12 protein-coding genes are annotated in these 14,473 nt (G+C 70.8%); 6 read left to right on the top strand and 6 right to left on the bottom strand.

Annotation, left to right across the window (positions count from 1 at the left end):
• The first annotated feature begins 11 nt into the window (after positions 1–11).
• From SMD11_RS20350 to SMD11_RS20360, 3 genes are read left to right on the top strand one after another with little or no spacing between them, the layout of a single operon-like run.
• Positions 12–1,400, top strand: coding sequence for a cytochrome P450 (locus SMD11_RS20350; RefSeq protein ID WP_159395329.1), 1,389 nt, complete (start codon positions 12–14; stop codon positions 1,398–1,400).
• Complete coding sequence (locus tag SMD11_RS20355) at positions 1,397–3,814, top strand: KR domain-containing protein (RefSeq protein ID WP_087927810.1); 2,418 nt, start codon at positions 1,397–1,399, stop codon at positions 3,812–3,814. Before SMD11_RS20350 ends, SMD11_RS20355 begins: the two co-directional genes overlap by 4 nt.
• A gap of 17 nt (positions 3,815–3,831) precedes the next feature.
• Positions 3,832–5,334 (top strand): carotenoid oxygenase family protein, encoded by a 1,503-nt coding sequence (locus tag SMD11_RS20360; RefSeq protein ID WP_159395330.1) that lies wholly within the window; start codon positions 3,832–3,834, stop codon positions 5,332–5,334.
• Between the two features lie 90 nt (positions 5,335–5,424).
• On the opposite strand, the gene SMD11_RS36845 is transcribed toward SMD11_RS20360, so the two are convergent.
• Together SMD11_RS36845 and SMD11_RS20370 are read right to left on the bottom strand one after the other, a co-directional pair.
• On the bottom strand, positions 5,425–5,628 hold the full coding sequence (locus tag SMD11_RS36845; RefSeq protein ID WP_087927812.1) for an SDR family oxidoreductase: 204 nt from the start codon (positions 5,626–5,628) through the stop codon (positions 5,425–5,427).
• The gene (locus SMD11_RS20370) at positions 5,538–6,176 is read right to left on the bottom strand and encodes an SDR family NAD(P)-dependent oxidoreductase (RefSeq protein WP_159395332.1); all 639 of its coding nucleotides are present in this window, start codon (positions 6,174–6,176) and stop codon (positions 5,538–5,540) included. The genes SMD11_RS36845 and SMD11_RS20370 overlap by 91 nt, the downstream gene beginning before the upstream one ends.
• 172 nt (positions 6,177–6,348) lie before the next feature.
• Here SMD11_RS20370 and SMD11_RS20375 point away from each other — a divergent pair, with 172 nt between their 5' ends.
• Positions 6,349–7,812, top strand: coding sequence for an aldehyde dehydrogenase family protein (locus SMD11_RS20375; RefSeq protein ID WP_087927814.1), 1,464 nt, complete (start codon positions 6,349–6,351; stop codon positions 7,810–7,812).
• Between the two features lie 84 nt (positions 7,813–7,896).
• Here the strand turns inward: SMD11_RS20375 and SMD11_RS20380 are convergent, their stop codons facing one another.
• Positions 7,897–8,928, bottom strand: coding sequence for an LLM class F420-dependent oxidoreductase (locus tag SMD11_RS20380; protein WP_087927815.1), 1,032 nt, complete (start codon positions 8,926–8,928; stop codon positions 7,897–7,899).
• Positions 8,929–8,988: 60 nt separating this feature from the next.
• Positions 8,989–10,548, bottom strand: a complete 1,560-nt coding sequence (locus SMD11_RS20385) for an acyl-CoA carboxylase subunit beta (RefSeq protein WP_087927816.1) — start codon at positions 10,546–10,548, stop codon at positions 8,989–8,991.
• A gap of 324 nt (positions 10,549–10,872) precedes the next feature.
• Here SMD11_RS20385 and SMD11_RS20390 point away from each other — a divergent pair, with 324 nt between their 5' ends.
• The gene (locus SMD11_RS20390; RefSeq protein WP_234366098.1) at positions 10,873–12,108 is read left to right on the top strand and encodes a cytochrome P450 family protein; all 1,236 of its coding nucleotides are present in this window, start codon (positions 10,873–10,875) and stop codon (positions 12,106–12,108) included.
• Positions 12,109–12,170: 62 nt separating this feature from the next.
• On the opposite strand, the gene sufU is transcribed toward SMD11_RS20390, so the two are convergent.
• A complete protein-coding gene (sufU, locus tag SMD11_RS20395) occupies positions 12,171–12,623 on the bottom strand; it encodes a Fe-S cluster assembly sulfur transfer protein SufU (protein WP_087927817.1) in 453 nt (150 codons plus the stop codon).
• A 21-nt stretch (positions 12,624–12,644) separates the two neighbouring features.
• Positions 12,645–13,841 (bottom strand): MFS transporter, encoded by a 1,197-nt coding sequence (locus SMD11_RS20400; RefSeq protein ID WP_087927818.1) that lies wholly within the window; start codon positions 13,839–13,841, stop codon positions 12,645–12,647.
• Positions 13,842–13,976: 135 nt separating this feature from the next.
• On the opposite strand from SMD11_RS20400, the gene SMD11_RS20405 reads away from it, so the two are divergent.
• Positions 13,977–14,351, top strand: a complete 375-nt coding sequence (locus SMD11_RS20405) for an ArsR/SmtB family transcription factor (RefSeq protein WP_234366099.1) — start codon at positions 13,977–13,979, stop codon at positions 14,349–14,351.
• The last annotated feature ends 122 nt before the right edge of the window (positions 14,352–14,473 follow it).

Genomic DNA, 14,473 nt, shown 5'->3' on the forward strand with positions numbered 1-14,473 from the left:
AGGAGAAGCCCGTGCCCGAGACCGGAACCGGCCGGCAGGCGCCCGGCCCCGAAGGCGGCGTCCTGTTCGGAGCCCTGAGCAGCTTCAAGAAGGACACCCTGAAGCTCCTGATGGAGATGCAGCGCCGGTACGGCGGCATCGTCCGGATGAAGATGGGCCCCTACCTCGTCCACCAGCTGACCAGCCCCGAGCACGTCAAGCACGTGCTCCAGAACAACAGCTCCAACTACACGCGCGGCAAGTTCTACCGCGGCTTCAACCTCTTCTTCGGCCGCGGCATGCTCACCACCGACGGCCCCGAGTGGAAGACGCGGCGCGCGGTCAGCCAGCCGTTCTTCAACCGCACCAAGCTGCGCAACAACTCCGCCGTCATCACCACGACCACCGACGAGCTCATCGCCAAGTGGGAGGGCGCGGCCCGGACGGGCGAGGAGATCGACGTCACGGACGACATGATGTGGCTGGCGATGGGCGTCCTCGGCCGCATGTTCTACGGCGTCGACCTCCGGAACTACGCCGACCGCCTGATGCCCGCCGTCCGGTTCTCGCTCAAGGCGATGATCCTGACCGGCGAGGTCAAGCAGATGCTGCCGAAGTGGATCCCCACCAAGTACCAGCGCGACCTCAAGCACTACCAGGGCGTGCTCAACGGCGTCATGGACGAGATCATCGACCTCCACCGGCAGGGCAAGGGAGACGACGAGAGCGTCGTCGCCGCCCTGCTCGGCGCCACCCACGCGGTCACCGGCAAGCCGTTCACCCAGACGCAGATCAGGGCCGAGCTCAAGACCCTGTTCCTGGCCGGGCACGAGACCACGGGCTGCGCCCTGACCTGGACGCTCTACGCCATCGCCAAGAACGTCGACGTCCGGCGCAAGCTGGAGGCCGAACTGGACGCGGTGCTCGGCGACCGGGTGCCCACCGCCGACGACCTTCCCCAGCTCACCTACCTGCGGCAGGTCGTCGACGAGTCGCTGCGGATGTACCCGCCGATCTGGCTGTTCCCCCGGGACGCGGTGGCCGACGACAACATCAACGGCTTCCACATCCCGGCCGGCAGCACGATCCTGGTGCCCACCTACGCGGCGCACCACAACAAGGAGAGCTGGGACGACCCGGAGGCCTTCGACCCGGAGCGGTTCTGCCCGGTCGCGGGCAAGAAGAGCGGCCGTGACCGGTACGACTACTTCCCCTTCGGTGGCGGCGCGCGCAAGTGCATCGGCATGGACCTCGCGCTCCTGGAGATCCAGCTGGCCGTCGCGATGATCACCCGGCGCTACCGGCTCAGCCTGGTGGCCGGCCACCCGGTCACCCCGTCCGCGCTGGTCTCGCTCCGCCCGCAGCCCAAGGTCCTGATGACCGTCAAGCACAACGACGGACAGCGGGCGGCCGCGGCATGACGACGGCGGCGGTGGCGCCCGTGCGCCGGATGGTGTGGCGGGCGGTGGCCCAGGCCGGGCTGCCGCCGGAGCCGTCCGCGCGGCTGCGCGGGGCCAGGATCGTGGTGCTCGGCGGCACCCCGGAGCTCGCCGGCCGGGTGGCCGGCGAGCTCCGGGCCGCGGGCGCGACCGCCGTCGTGGCCGGGCACGGAGAGACGGGACGGGCGGGCGCGGACTGGACGGTCGGCGGGCAGCCGCCCGACGGCCTGGTGGACCTCACCACCGCCGAGCCGTTCGTCCCCGGGGAGCACCACGGCTACCGGGACGCCCTGCTGCGCTCGGTCACCGCGCTCCGGGCCTGCTACCCGCACTGGACCGGGACCGAGGACGCGGACCGGGTCTTCTACGTCGCGGTCACCTACCTCGGCGGCCTCATGGGCTACGGGGACCCCGCCGGGCAGGCCCCCGCCCAGCCGCTCGGCGGCATCTGGGCGGGCCTCGCCAAGACGCTCCACCGGGAGCTCCCCAACTGCAACACCCGGGTCGTGGACGTGGCGCCGGAGGAGACCGGCGCGCTCCCGTCCCTGCTCGCCCGCGAGCTGTACCGGTGGGGCCTGTACGAGGTCGGCCACCGGGACGGGCGGCGCTACAGCCTGCTCGCCCAGCGGGAGGAGCCGGGCCCGGAGCGGGTCCGGATCACCCCCGGGGACCTGGTGCTCGTCTCGGGCGGCGGGCGCGGCATCGGCTTCGAGTTCGCCAAGTCCCTGGCGAAGGAGTCCGGCTGCCGCATCGTCGTCACCGGCCGGCAGCGGCTGCCCGAGGGCTCCGAGCCCTGGGCGGACCTGACCGACGAGGAGTTCAAGGGCTACGAGCGGGACCGCCTGGTGCACCGCGCGGAGGGCGAGGGCCTCGCGGACGTACGGGCCGACCTCGCGCGCGTCCGCTCGCTCCGGGACCTGGCCCGCAACATGGCCGAGGTCGCCGGGGCCGGGCTCGACGTGGTCTACGAGCGCTGCGACTTCACCGCGCCCGGACAGGTCGCGGACCTCCTCGCACGGCTGGGCCGGCCGCTCACCGGCGTCATCCACAACGCCGGGGTCGACACCCCGGTCCGGCTGCCGAAGAAGACCGACGAGGAGTTCCTGCGCACGGTCTCCACCAAGGTCGACTCCTTCGTCACGCTGTTCCAGCAGGTGCGCGGGCTGCCCCTGAAGTTCTTCTGCAACGTCGGCTCGCTCACCGGCCGGCTGGGCGGGATGACGGGCCAGCTCGACTACGGCGCGGCCAACGACGGTCTGGCCCGGCTCGGCCTGTGGGCCCGCCACCAGGTGCCCTTCCCGGTGACCACGCTCTGCTGGCCCACCTGGGACCGCGTCGGCATGATCGCCAACTTCGAGGCGACCCTGCGCTACATGACGGCCCTCGACGTCGACGAGGGCATCCGGTGCTGGCGGACCGAGCTGGTCACCGGCGCCTCCGGGGAGATCGGCTTCGTCGGCCCGCTCGGCCGGGCCCTCGGCCCGCTCCAGGCGCGCGGCTACCCCGCCGCCCCGGACCTGCCCGGCTTCGCCGAGCTGCTGCCCCGGATCTTCCACCTGGGCGAGCCGCGCACCCAGGTGCCGGGCCGCTCCCTCACGGCGACCGTCGCCCTCGACCGCACCGTCGCCCCGGTGCTCGGGGACTTCCTCGTCGGCGGCGAGGAGGCGGTGCCCGTCTCCCTGATGCTGGAGAACGCGGTACGGGCGGCGAGCTGGCTGGAGCCCGAGGGCGGCCTGGAGCCCGGCCCGCTGTCCGTCGAGGACCTGACCGTACGCGTCGGCGCCCTGCGGCTCACCGGGCCCGGCTTCCTCGTCCGGCGCGAGACGACCGGCCGCTACGAGGGCGCCCGCTGGGTCGTCGACGTCCGCTACCTCCCGGCCGGTGCCCCGGCCGGTGGTACCGAGGACGTGCTGGCCCGGATGCGGGTGGTCCACGACCCCGAGCGGGCCGGGCGGGCGGAACCGGTGGGGCGGACGGAAGGGACGCCGGCGGCCGGGACCGCCCGCCATCTGCCCGGCACCGGCGGGCCGCTGCGCTGGCGGGGCCTGGTCCTGCCGCTCGCGCGCTGGTCCCAGGACCCGGCCGGCGGCCACCTGGCGGAGCTCCGCGAGAGCGTCGCCGGCGACCTGTGGACGGCACCCTCCGTGCCGGCCTCCCGGCTCCCGCTGGCCGCCCTGGAGAACATCTGGCGGCACACCGCACGGCAGGCCCCGGGCGTGGACCTGCTGACCGTCGCCCGCTTGGACCTGGCCCCGGAAGGCGACGCGACCGCCGCCCGGGTGCGGCTCCACGGCGGCCCGGACGGCCGGGACTGGCGGGTCGCGGACGCGGGGAGCGACCGCACCCTGCTCCGGGTGACCGGCCTGGCCTGGGCGCCCGAACACCTCACACAGTGATGCACACAAGGAGAGTCATGAGCCCCGAGACCAGCTCGGATCTGCCGGTCCTTCCGCAGAGGATGACCATCCCGGCCGGTCCCTCGCCGCTGCCCAAGGAGTTCCCCGGCTACCAGAGCCTGGACCAGGAGGTCAGCGTCGACCGTCTGCCGATCACCGGGCGCATCCCGGAGTGGCTGACGGGCACCCTGATCCGCAACGGCCCCGCCAAGTTCGACCTGGGCGACTACCGCCTCACGCACTGGTTCAACGGGCTCGGCATGCTCCACTCGTACTCCTTCGGCAACGGCCAGGTCTCCTACGTCAACCGGCACCTGCGCACCAAGGCCTACGACCTGTGGATGGACAAGGGCGAGTTCCACGGCAAGCAGTACGGCCTGGAGCTCCTCGACCCCTGCCAGAAGCTGTTCGGCCGCCACATGTCCGCGTACTCGCCCAACATCAGCGACAACCCCAGCGTCAACCTGATGAAGGTCGCGGAGAAGTTCTACGCGATCAACGAGTCGCCGATGTGGATGGAGTTCGACCCGCTGAAGCTGGAAGCGCACGGCGAGCACACCTTCAAGGACCAGTTCCTCGGTGAGGTGTCCACCCCGCACCCGCACTTCGACTTCCACAAGCGCGCGGTCATCAACTACACGACGAAGATGACGGACGGGAACGCCTACCAGGTGTTCTACATCCCCGAGAACGAGGCCGTGCAGAAGCCGCTGGCCGTCGTCGACATCGACGACCCCTGCTACATGCACAGCTTCGCCGTGACCGAGAACTACGTGATCCTCGTCGAGTTCCCCGTCGTCCTCGACACGGAGAAGTTCCGCGACCCCGGCTACCCGTTCGTCGCCTGCATGAGCTGGCAGCCCGAGCGGCCCGCCCGCTTCCTCGTCGTCGACAAGCGCGAGGGCAAGGTCACCCGCACCTTCGAGAGCGAGGCGTTCTTCGCCTTCCACCACGTCAACGCCGCCGAGATCGGCAACGACATCGTCGTGGACATCGCCGCCACCCACACCCCGTACGAGTCCGTGCTCGGCCTGCCGCCCACCGAGGGCCAGTTCGACCTGGACGCCTACGGGTACGCGCTGCGCCGCTACACCCTGCCGATGGCCGGGTCCGGCGACACGGTCGGCTGGGAGCACCTCTCCCCGCGCGGCATCGAGATGCCGACGATCAACTACCGGGGCAACAACGGCCGCCCGTACCGCTACGCCTACGGCATCAGCTCCTCGCCCAAGAGCCTGATGGCGATGAACCGGCTCTCCAAGATCGACATCGTCGACGGCTCGTACAAGACCTGGTACGAGCGCGGCTGCTTCCCCAGCGAGGGCGTCTTCGTCCAGCGTCCCGGTGCCACCGGGGAGGACGACGGCGTCCTGCTGTCGGGCGTGCTCGACGCCAAGACCGGCAAGTCCTTCATGCTCGTGCTGGACGCGCGGTCGTTCGAGGAGCTGGGGCGCGCCCATGTGCCGCACCACATCCCGAACGACTTCCACGGCCAGTTCCACGCGGGCCTGGTGCGCTGAGCGGAGCCCGGACGAGCGACCCGGAAGAGGGGGACGGGGACCGTGGCGCGGCCACTGCCCTCGCGGGGCAGCGGCCGGCGGGCGGCCGGGTCAGCCGGCCCAGGCCTGGCGGAGGTACTTCATCGTGCCGAGGCCGATGCCGCCGTCCGCGTAGAGGACCTGGCCCGTGACGTAGCGGGCCTCGTCCGAGGCGAGGAACGCGATCACCCCGGAGATGTCCTGGGGGCGGCCGATGCGGCCGAGCGGGATGTGGCTGCCACGCCGGTCCCGCTCCTCGCGCGTCGGCCCGTACATGTCACCGGCCCCTCGGTCTGGATCATTCCGGGGCCGACCGCGTTCACCCGTATACCGAGTTCCGCGTATTCCACGGCGGCCTGCCGGGTGAGGGCGTTGATGGCCGCCTTCGCCGCCGGATAGATACCGGACTCGGCGCGGGTCGTTTCGGCGAGAAAGGACGTGAGATTGACGATCGAGCCGCCACCGCTGCGGGCCATGACCGGAGTCAGGGTCTGGAGGCACAGCAGGCTGCCGAGCACATTGATGTCCATGACCCGCCGATAGCGCTCGACGGTCGTCTCGGCGAGCGGGATGAATTCCCAGACGCCCGCGTTGTTGACCAGCACGTCCAGCCGGTCGAGGCCGTCGGCCAGCTCCTGCACGGCCTCCGGGTCGGTCACATCGCACTGCACGGCGCGGCCGCCGGTCAGCTCGGCGACCTCCGAGACGGCCTCGTCCCGGTCCGCGGCGACCACGAAAAAGCCCTCCGCGGCCAGCCGGATCGCGGTCTCCCGGCCGATTCCATGGGCTGCGCCGGTGACGACGGAAACGGGTTTCCCGGTCATGGGATTTCTCCTTTTCTCGTTTTGAAGGGGCGGCGCCCGCCGCACCGTTGACAACATAGCGAAGGTAATTGCTGTTGAGAAGCCCGGATTTACCGGTGCGGATCTCGGCGGCAGTCAGGATTTCAAATAATGGGGCCGGACCCGATGCCGGTGCCATGGGAGGAATTTCTCGATGACGAACAGCCCGGAAGAGCGCAGGATGCTGATCGGCGGCAAGTGGGTCGAGGCCGCGGACGGCGCGACCTTCGAGACCGTGGACCCGGCCACCGAGCAGGTGCTGGCCACGGTGCCCTGGGGCCGCGGCGCGGACGTGGACCGTGCGGTGCGCGCGGCCCGGGAGGCCTTCGAGCCCGGCTCGCCGTGGCGCAGGATGCCGCCGTCGGCGCGCGGCCGGATCATCCACAAGATCGGTGACCTGATCCTGGAGCACCGGGACGAGCTGGCGCTGCTGGAGTCGAAGGACAACGGCAAGCCGGTGTCCTTCGCCGGCTTCGCGGACGTCCCGATGGCCGCGGACACCTTCCACTACATGTCCGGCTGGGCGACGAAGATCGAGGGGAACACCATCCCCATGTCGTCCGCGTCGCCGGGCCGCTTCCTGTCCTTCACGCAGCGCGAGCCGCTCGGCGTCGTCGCGCAGATCGTGCCGTGGAACTACCCGCTGCTGATGGCCGCGTGGAAGCTGGCCCCGGCGCTCGCGGCCGGCTGCACCATCGTCCTCAAGCCCGCCGAGCAGACCCCGCTCACCGCGCTGCGGCTCGGCGAGCTGATCCAGGAGGCGGGCGTCCCGGACGGCGTCGTCAACATCGTCACCGGTGACGGCTCGACCGGCGCCGCGCTGGTCGCCCACCCCGATGTGGACAAGGTGGCGTTCACCGGCTCGACCGAGGTCGGCAAGGAGATCATCCGGGCCTCGGCCGAGAACGTGAAGAAGGTGACGCTGGAGCTGGGCGGCAAGTCCCCCAACGTCGTCTACGCCGACGCCGACCTGGAGAAGGCGATAGCCAAGTCCGCCGAGGCGATCTTCTTCAACCAGGGCGAGACCTGCTTCGCCGGCTCGCGCCTCTACGTGGAGCGCCCGGTGCACGACGAGGTCGTGGCCGGCCTCAAGGCCGCCGCCGAGCAGATCACCGTGGGCGCCGGCACCGAGCCGGCGACCGTGATGGGCCCGCTCGTCTCCGCCGAGCACCTCGACCGCGTCATGGAGTACGTCGAGTCCGGCGTGGCGGAGGGCGCGACCCTGTGCACCGGCGGCCGGCGCGTGGGGGAGAAGGGCTACTTCATGGCCCCGACCATCTTCACGGACACCAAGCCGCACATGCGGATCGTCGCCGAGGAGATCTTCGGCCCCGTCCTGGTCGTCCTGCCCTTCGACAGCCTCGACGAGATCGTCGCCATCGAGAAGGACAACCCGTACGGCCTGGCGGCCGGCGTGTTCACCCGCGACATCGACAAGGCGTTCACCACCGCCTCGGCGATGAAGGCGGGCACGGTGTTCGTGAACACCTGGAACACCGTCGACGCGGCGCTGCCCTTCGGCGGCTACAAGCAGTCCGGCTGGGGCCGCGAGCTGGGCCACGCGGTGCTGGAGAACTACCTGGAGACCAAGAGCGTCATCGCCGAGCTGGGCCGCTGACCCGGCGTCCCCTTCCGTGGCACGACGGCGGCGGGTGACCGGTACGGACCGGTCACCCGCCGCCGTCCGCGCGGGGCGCGGAGCTCAGTCCATGAGCTCCGCGATGGTGCGCAGGACGCGCGGGTCCTCGTCCCGGACGAGCATGGTGGTCACCACCGTCTCGTCCCACGCGGCCAGGTCGTCGCGGATCTTGTCCTTGCCGCCGACGAGCGCCACGTCCTGCACCAGGGCCGCCGGGACCGCCGCGATCGCGTCCTTCTTGTGCCCGCCCAGATAGAGGTTCTGGATCTTCTCGACGTCGGCCTCGTAGCCCATCCGGGCCACCACGTCGGCGTGGAAGTTGGCGCCCTTGGCGCCCATGCCGCCGACGTAGAGGGCGATCAGCGGGCGGAGCTTGTCGATGCCCCGCTCCAGGTCGTCGTCGAGCACGATGGGCGCGCTGACGAGGACCTCGAAGTCCTCCTTCGGGGAGCGCTCGGCGGCCCGCAGCCGGAAGCCCTCCTCCAGCCGCTCCTTGTAGTAGGCGTCGCTGCGCGGCGAGAAGAAGAACGGCAGCCAGCCGTCGGCGATCTCCCCGGCCAGCGCCACGTTCTTCGGGCCCTCGGCCGCCAGCAGGACCGGGATCTCGCGGCGCAGCGGGTGCAGCGTCGACTTCAGCGGCTTGCCCAGGCCCGTACCGCCGGGGAAGGGCAGTCGGTAGTGCTCGCCGGCGTACTCCACCGGGCGTTCCCGGGCGATGACGGCGCGGACGATGTCCACGTACTCCCGGGTGCGGGCCAGCGGCCTGGGGTACGGCAGGCCGTACCAGCCCTCCACCACCTGCGGGCCGGAGGCGCCGAGGCCGAGGACGAACCGGCCGCCGGAGAGGTGGTCGAGGGTGAGCGCCGTCATGGCCGTCGCGGTGGGGGTGCGCGCGGACATCTGCATGATGCCGGTGCCGAGCCGCAGCCGCTCGGTCCGCGCGCCCCACCAGGCCAGCGGTGCCACGGCGTCCGAGCCGTACGCCTCGGCGGTCCACAGCGAGTCGAATCCGAGCCGCTCGGCCTCCGCGACGAGACCCTCCACGCCCGTGGGGGGCTTCGCGGACCAGTAGCCGGAGTGGTACCCGAACTTCATGGAGTCTCCTGACGGTGATGCATCGGGATGGACGGGGCGCCGGGGGCGCCGGGCGCGTGCCTACTGCGGCGGGTTGCCGTGCTTGCGCGACGGGAGGTCCGCGTGCTTGCCGCGCAGCATCCGCAGGCCGCTGATCAGGGCGGACCGGGTCTCCCTGGGGTCGATCACGTCGTCCACCAGACCGCGCTCGGCCGCGTAGTAGGGGTGCATCAGATCGCTCTTGTACGCGTCGATCTTCTGCGCCCGTACGGCGTCGGGGTCGTCGGCGGCGGCGATCTCGCGCCGGAAGATGACGTTGGCGGCGCCCTCGGCGCCCATGACGGCGATCTCGTTGCCGGGCCAGGCGAGGGTGAGGTCGGCGCCGATCGACTGGGAGTCCATGACGATGTAGGCGCCGCCGTAGGCCTTGCGCAGGATGACCGAGACCCGGGGCACGGTGGCGTTGCAGTAGGCGTAGAGCAGCTTGGCGCCGTGCCGGATGATGCCGCCGTGCTCCTGGTCGACGCCGGGCAGGAAGCCGGGCACGTCGACGAGGGTGACCAGCGGGATGTTGAAGGCGTCGCAGGTGGACACGAAGCGGGCGGCCTTCTCGCTCGCGTGGATGTCCAGGACGCCCGCGAGCGAGGCGGGCTGGTTGGCGATCACCCCGACGACATGGCCGTCCAGCCGGGCCAGGGCGCACAGCACGTTGGTCGCCCAGCCGGCGTGGACCTCGAAGAACTCGCCGTCGTCGACGATCTCCTCGACGACGGCGCGCATGTCGTACGAGCGGTTCGGGTCGGCGGGGACGAGGTCCAGGAGCGCGTCGTTGGAACGGTCCGCCGGGTCGGTGGGCAGCTCGTGCGGCGGCAGCTCGCGGTTGTTGGAGGGCAGCAGCGACAGGAGGTAGCGGACGTCCTCCAGGCAGCTCTCCTCGTCGTCGTAGGCGAGCGAGGCCACTCCGGAGACCGTGGCGTGCACATCGGCGCCGCCGAGGCCGTTCTGGCTCACCTGCTCACCGGTGACCGCCTGGACCACGTCCGGGCCGGTGATGAACATCTGGGAGATGTCCCGCACCATGAACACGAAGTCGGTGAGGGCGGGGGAGTAGGCGGCGCCGCCCGCGCAGGGCCCGAGCATCACGCTGATCTGCGGGACGACCCCGGAGGCCCGGACGTTGCGCTGGAAGATGCCGCCGTAGCCGGCGAGCGCCGAGACGCCCTCCTGGATGCGGGCCCCGGCCCCGTCGTTCAGGCTGACCAGCGGCGCGCCCGCGGCGGCGGCCAGGTCCATGATCTTGTGGATCTTCTGGGCGTGCGCCTCGCCGAGCGCCCCGCCGAAGATCCGGAAGTCGTGCGCGTAGACGAACACGGTACGGCCGTGGACGGTGCCCCAGCCGGTGATCACACCGTCGGAGTGCGGTCGCCGGGCCTCCAGGCCGAAGCCCCGGGCACGGTGTCTGCGTAACCCCTCGACCTCGGTGAACGACCCCTTGTCGAGCAGCAGGGCGATGCGCTCGTGGGCCGTCAGCTTGCCCTTGGCGTGCTGGCGCTCCGTCGCCGCGGGGTCCTGGCCCAGCCGCGCCGCGGACTTCAGCTCCTGGAGTTCCGCGATCCGCTCGTGCAGCGTCCCGTCACCCATGTGTATTTACGCTCCGCATCCGATGCAGGCCGTGGTGTTGCAAAAGAATCGGCAGTCCATTGCGATGGCCGTCCAGTCGAACACGAAACCGGCCCGGACCGCATCGGTCCCGGCCGAACACTGGTCAAAAGTACAGTGGCAGCACAGGCCCCGGACCCGTGCAATGTATCGAAAGTTCAATTTACGGGACATGCGCCGACTGCTAGCTTCCCGCTCGGTGGCCTCTGTGCTTTGTCTGCCCCAGAAAGGCCGGCCGGAAATGCGAACTCGCGGAAGGGAGCCTCAGTGAGCGGCAACATAGTGGACCTGGAGGAATTTGGTCCAGTGTTTACCGAGAATCCCTATCCGATTTATCGGGAACTGCGGGCGCGGGGCCCCGTGCACCGGGTGCGGCTGCCCGGCGGCCTGGAGGCCTGGCTCGTCGTCAGCTACGAGGAGGCGCGGGCCGCCCTCGGCGACCCGAGGCTGCGCAAGGACTGGTCCTTCGCCGCCCCCGAGCTGCGCAGGATGCGCACCGGGAGCGAGGAGAACACCACCCAGCTGTTCGGCCGGAGCATGCTCAGCGCGGACCCGCCGGACCACAGCCGGCTGCGCAAGCTGGTCTCGAAGGCGTTCACGCCGCGCCGGATCGAGGCCCTGCGGCCGCGCATCGAGGAGCTCACCGCGGACCTGGTCGGCGCCCTGGCCGCGGGCGGCCGGGCCGATGTGATGGAGGCGCTGGCCTATCCGCTGCCCATCGCCGTGATCTGCGAGATCCTCGGGGTGCCCGCCCTGGACCAGGACCGCTTCCAGGAGGCGTCCAACAAGCTGATCTCCTCGGACGCCCCGACGCCCGACTACTTCGAGAGCGCCACGCGCCTCAACACCTACCTCGACGAGCTGGTCGCCGAGAAGCGGCGCGCGCCCGGGGACGACGTCCTCAGCGCGCTCGTCCACGTCACCGACGAGGACGGCGGCCGGCTGAGCGACGAGGAGCTGCGCGGTACGGCGTTCGTGCTGCTCTTCGCGGGCCACGAGACGACCGTCAACCTGATCGGCAACGCCACGCTGGCCCTGCTGACGCACCCGGAGCAGCTGGCCGCGGTGCGCGAGGACTGGTCGCTGCTGGACGGGGCGATCGAGGAGACCCTGCGCTGGGAGGGGCCGGTGGAGGCGACGACCTGGCGGTTCGCCTCGGAGGACCTGACGATCGGGGACACCCTGATCCCGGGCGACGGCGGGATCGTCCTGATCTCCCTGGTGTCCGGGAACCGCGACGAGGCGGTGTACGAGGACCCGGAGTCCTTCGACATCCGCCGGAAGACCGGCGGGCACCTGGCCTTCGGGCACGGGATCCACTACTGCCTGGGGGCGGCGCTGGCCCGGATGGAGGCCCGGATCGCGCTCCGCGCCCTCTTCGAGGGCTTCCCCGGTCTGGCCCTGGACACCCCGGTGGACGAGCTCCGCTGGCGCCCGGGGATGCCGATGCGCGGTCTGCTCACCCTCCCGGTCGACCTGGGCGGGCCCGCCGGGACCCCGCTGTACGGGGGCCAGGAGGTCTCGGCGGCGGCCGCGGCCTGACGGCCGTGACCGGTCCCGTGGCGACGGAGCCCGCGTGCGGCACGCGGGCTCCGTCCCCGTTCCTATCCGCCCGTGGCGGCCAGCGCCCGGTCCGTGGCGTCCCGCCAGGCCATCCAGCTCAGCAGGGCGCACTTGACCCGGGCCGGGTACTTGGAGACCCCGGCGAAGGCGACCGCGTCGTCCAGCACGGCCTCGTCCGCCTCGTCGGGCGCGGTCCGGCCCTTCGACTGCATCAGCTCCAGGAACGCGCCCCGGATGCGCTCCGCCTCGTCCAGGTCGCGGCCGACCAGGAGGGTGTTGAGCACGGAGGCGCTGGCCTGGCTGATGGAGCAGCCCTGCCCCTCGTACGAGACGTCCTGGACGACCCGTCCGTCGAGCTTCACCCGCAGGGTGATCTCGTCGCCGCAGGTCGGGCTCACGTGGTGCGCCTCGGCGTCGCCGTCGCGAAGCCCTCGACCGTGCGGGTGCTTGTAGTGATCGAGGATCACTTCCCGGTACATCGAGTCGAGATTCATGGCGGGTCTCCTCGGTTTCCCTCAGCTCTTCGACATGGCCGGGGTGGTGGCGGACGCCTCTTCCGGGGCGTCCTCGCCCTTCTTGATGAGCCGGCTCGCGATGCCCGAGGAGATCAGGCCGAGCACGATGAAGCCGAGCCCGAAGAGGCTGAGGTTGTGCACGCCGACCAGGCGGATGCCGGCGGCGCCGGTGAGGCCGGAGGCGGACACCGCGAGGTACGTGGCGGCGGCGTTCAGGCCGATGGTCAGGGTGCCGTGGGCCGGGGAGATCGTCAGGAGCCGGTGCTGGAGCGGGACCAGCGAGGCCCAGCCGCAGATGCCCCAGACGAAGATGGCCACGATCGCGGTGCCCAGGTACCGGTTGGACAGCGGCATCAGCGCGAAGTCGATGCCCGCGACGATGATCGCGACGGCGATGATGCGCTTGCCCGGGATCCTGTCGGTGAGCCGGCCGGCGCCGAGGTTGCCGACGGTCGCGCCGGCGCCCCAGACGAAGAGCAGCACGGCCAGGACCGTGCCGTTGCCGTCCGTGGCCCGGTCGTAGGACTCGGCCACGAAGCTGTAGTTGGTGTACAGGCCGGTGAAGACCAGCACGGTGGTCAGCAGGGTGAAGCCGACCCGGGCGTCCTTGAGCGGGGCCATCCGCTTGCGCAGGTTGACCGGGGGCATCGAGGGGACGTCGGGCATCTGCACGGCGATGCCGACGGCGCCGAGCACGCTGAGCACGGCGACGAACCAGAGCGTCGCCTGCCAGTTGACCTGGCTGCCGATGACCGTGCCGATGGGCGCGCCGAGGGCGGTGGCGCCGCTGAGACCGGCCATCACGATCGCGAGGGCCCGGCCGCGCTGCTCCGGCGGGGCGAGCGCCGCCGCCGTGGTGCTCGCGGTCGGGGTGAACATCGCCGCGCCGAGACCGGCGACCGCGCGGCTGGCCAGCACCAGCCCGAAGGTGGGCAGGACCGCGGTCAGCGCGTTGCCGATCGCCAGGATGAGCAGGCCGGCCAGCAGCAGGCGCTTGCGGGGCCAGTGCGCGGTCGTGGCGGCCACGATGGGCGACAGGATCGCGTAGGTGAACGCGAAGACCGTGATCAGCAGGCCCGCGGTCGAAATGCTCACGTCGAGCGAGTCGGAGATCTCGGGGAGGATTCCTGCGATGACAAAGCTGTCCGTACCCACCGCGAAGGTTCCTAGGGTAAGGAAGAGCAGGCGACTGTACATTTCCCCTCGCTTAATACGTAACAGATCGTTTGACAGTCGTCATACTAGGGCTCCGTCCCGTGATCGTGTCAAGGTACGGTTTGATCGCCATGCAACGGATACAATCGCTGCGTCGACTTGGCGGAGGGAGGCCCGGTGGCTCGCTACCTCGCGGAACCGGACGCGGTGGGCATCAAGTTCGTGGAGGTCATGCGCGCGCTCGCGGACCCGGTCCGGCTGCGCATGCTCCTGGTGCTGGCGGACGGCGAGTACCACCCGTGCTGGCCGGAGGAGTTCCTGGTGGGCGTCCACAAGTCCACGCTGTCGCACCACTTCCGGGTGCTGCGCGAGGCGGGGATCACCCGGACCCGCCTGGAGGGCCGCAACTATTTCGTTCAATTGCGTAGAGAAGACCTGGATGCCCGGTTCTCCGGTCTGCTGGACGCCGTGCTCGGCGGCGCCCGGGAATTGGATGTGACGGACTCTCCCGACGCGGCCGGCGCCGGAAACGGAACCGGAAACGATGTCTGAAACGTGTTTCGTCCGCGGTACGTGAGATGAACGCGGGGTTGCGCCGCAGCGTAAAAATGGTTCAAAATGCACCAACCTCCCGTCAAAGGCGGCGCACAGTGCCTTCGGGACATGCGCATACT

This window comes from Streptomyces albireticuli (assembly GCF_002192455.1).
GTDB lineage: Bacteria > Actinomycetota > Actinomycetes > Streptomycetales > Streptomycetaceae > Streptomyces > Streptomyces albireticuli_B.

Coding starts and splice junctions, on each gene's coding strand:
- SMD11_RS20355 (WP_087927810.1), top strand. CDS start 1,397: ATGACGACGGCGGCGGTGGCGCCCGTGCGCCGGATGGTGTGGCGGGCG.
- SMD11_RS20360 (WP_159395330.1), top strand. CDS start 3,832: ATGAGCCCCGAGACCAGCTCGGATCTGCCGGTCCTTCCGCAGAGGATG.
- SMD11_RS36845 (WP_087927812.1), bottom strand. CDS start 5,628: ATGTACGGGCCGACGCGCGAGGAGCGGGACCGGCGTGGCAGCCACATC.
- SMD11_RS20370 (WP_159395332.1), bottom strand. CDS start 6,176: ATGACCGGGAAACCCGTTTCCGTCGTCACCGGCGCAGCCCATGGAATC.
- SMD11_RS20375 (WP_087927814.1), top strand. CDS start 6,349: ATGACGAACAGCCCGGAAGAGCGCAGGATGCTGATCGGCGGCAAGTGG.
- SMD11_RS20380 (WP_087927815.1), bottom strand. CDS start 8,928: ATGAAGTTCGGGTACCACTCCGGCTACTGGTCCGCGAAGCCCCCCACG.
- SMD11_RS20385 (WP_087927816.1), bottom strand. CDS start 10,548: ATGGGTGACGGGACGCTGCACGAGCGGATCGCGGAACTCCAGGAGCTG.
- sufU (WP_087927817.1), bottom strand. CDS start 12,623: ATGAATCTCGACTCGATGTACCGGGAAGTGATCCTCGATCACTACAAG.
- SMD11_RS20400 (WP_087927818.1), bottom strand. CDS start 13,841: ATGTACAGTCGCCTGCTCTTCCTTACCCTAGGAACCTTCGCGGTGGGT.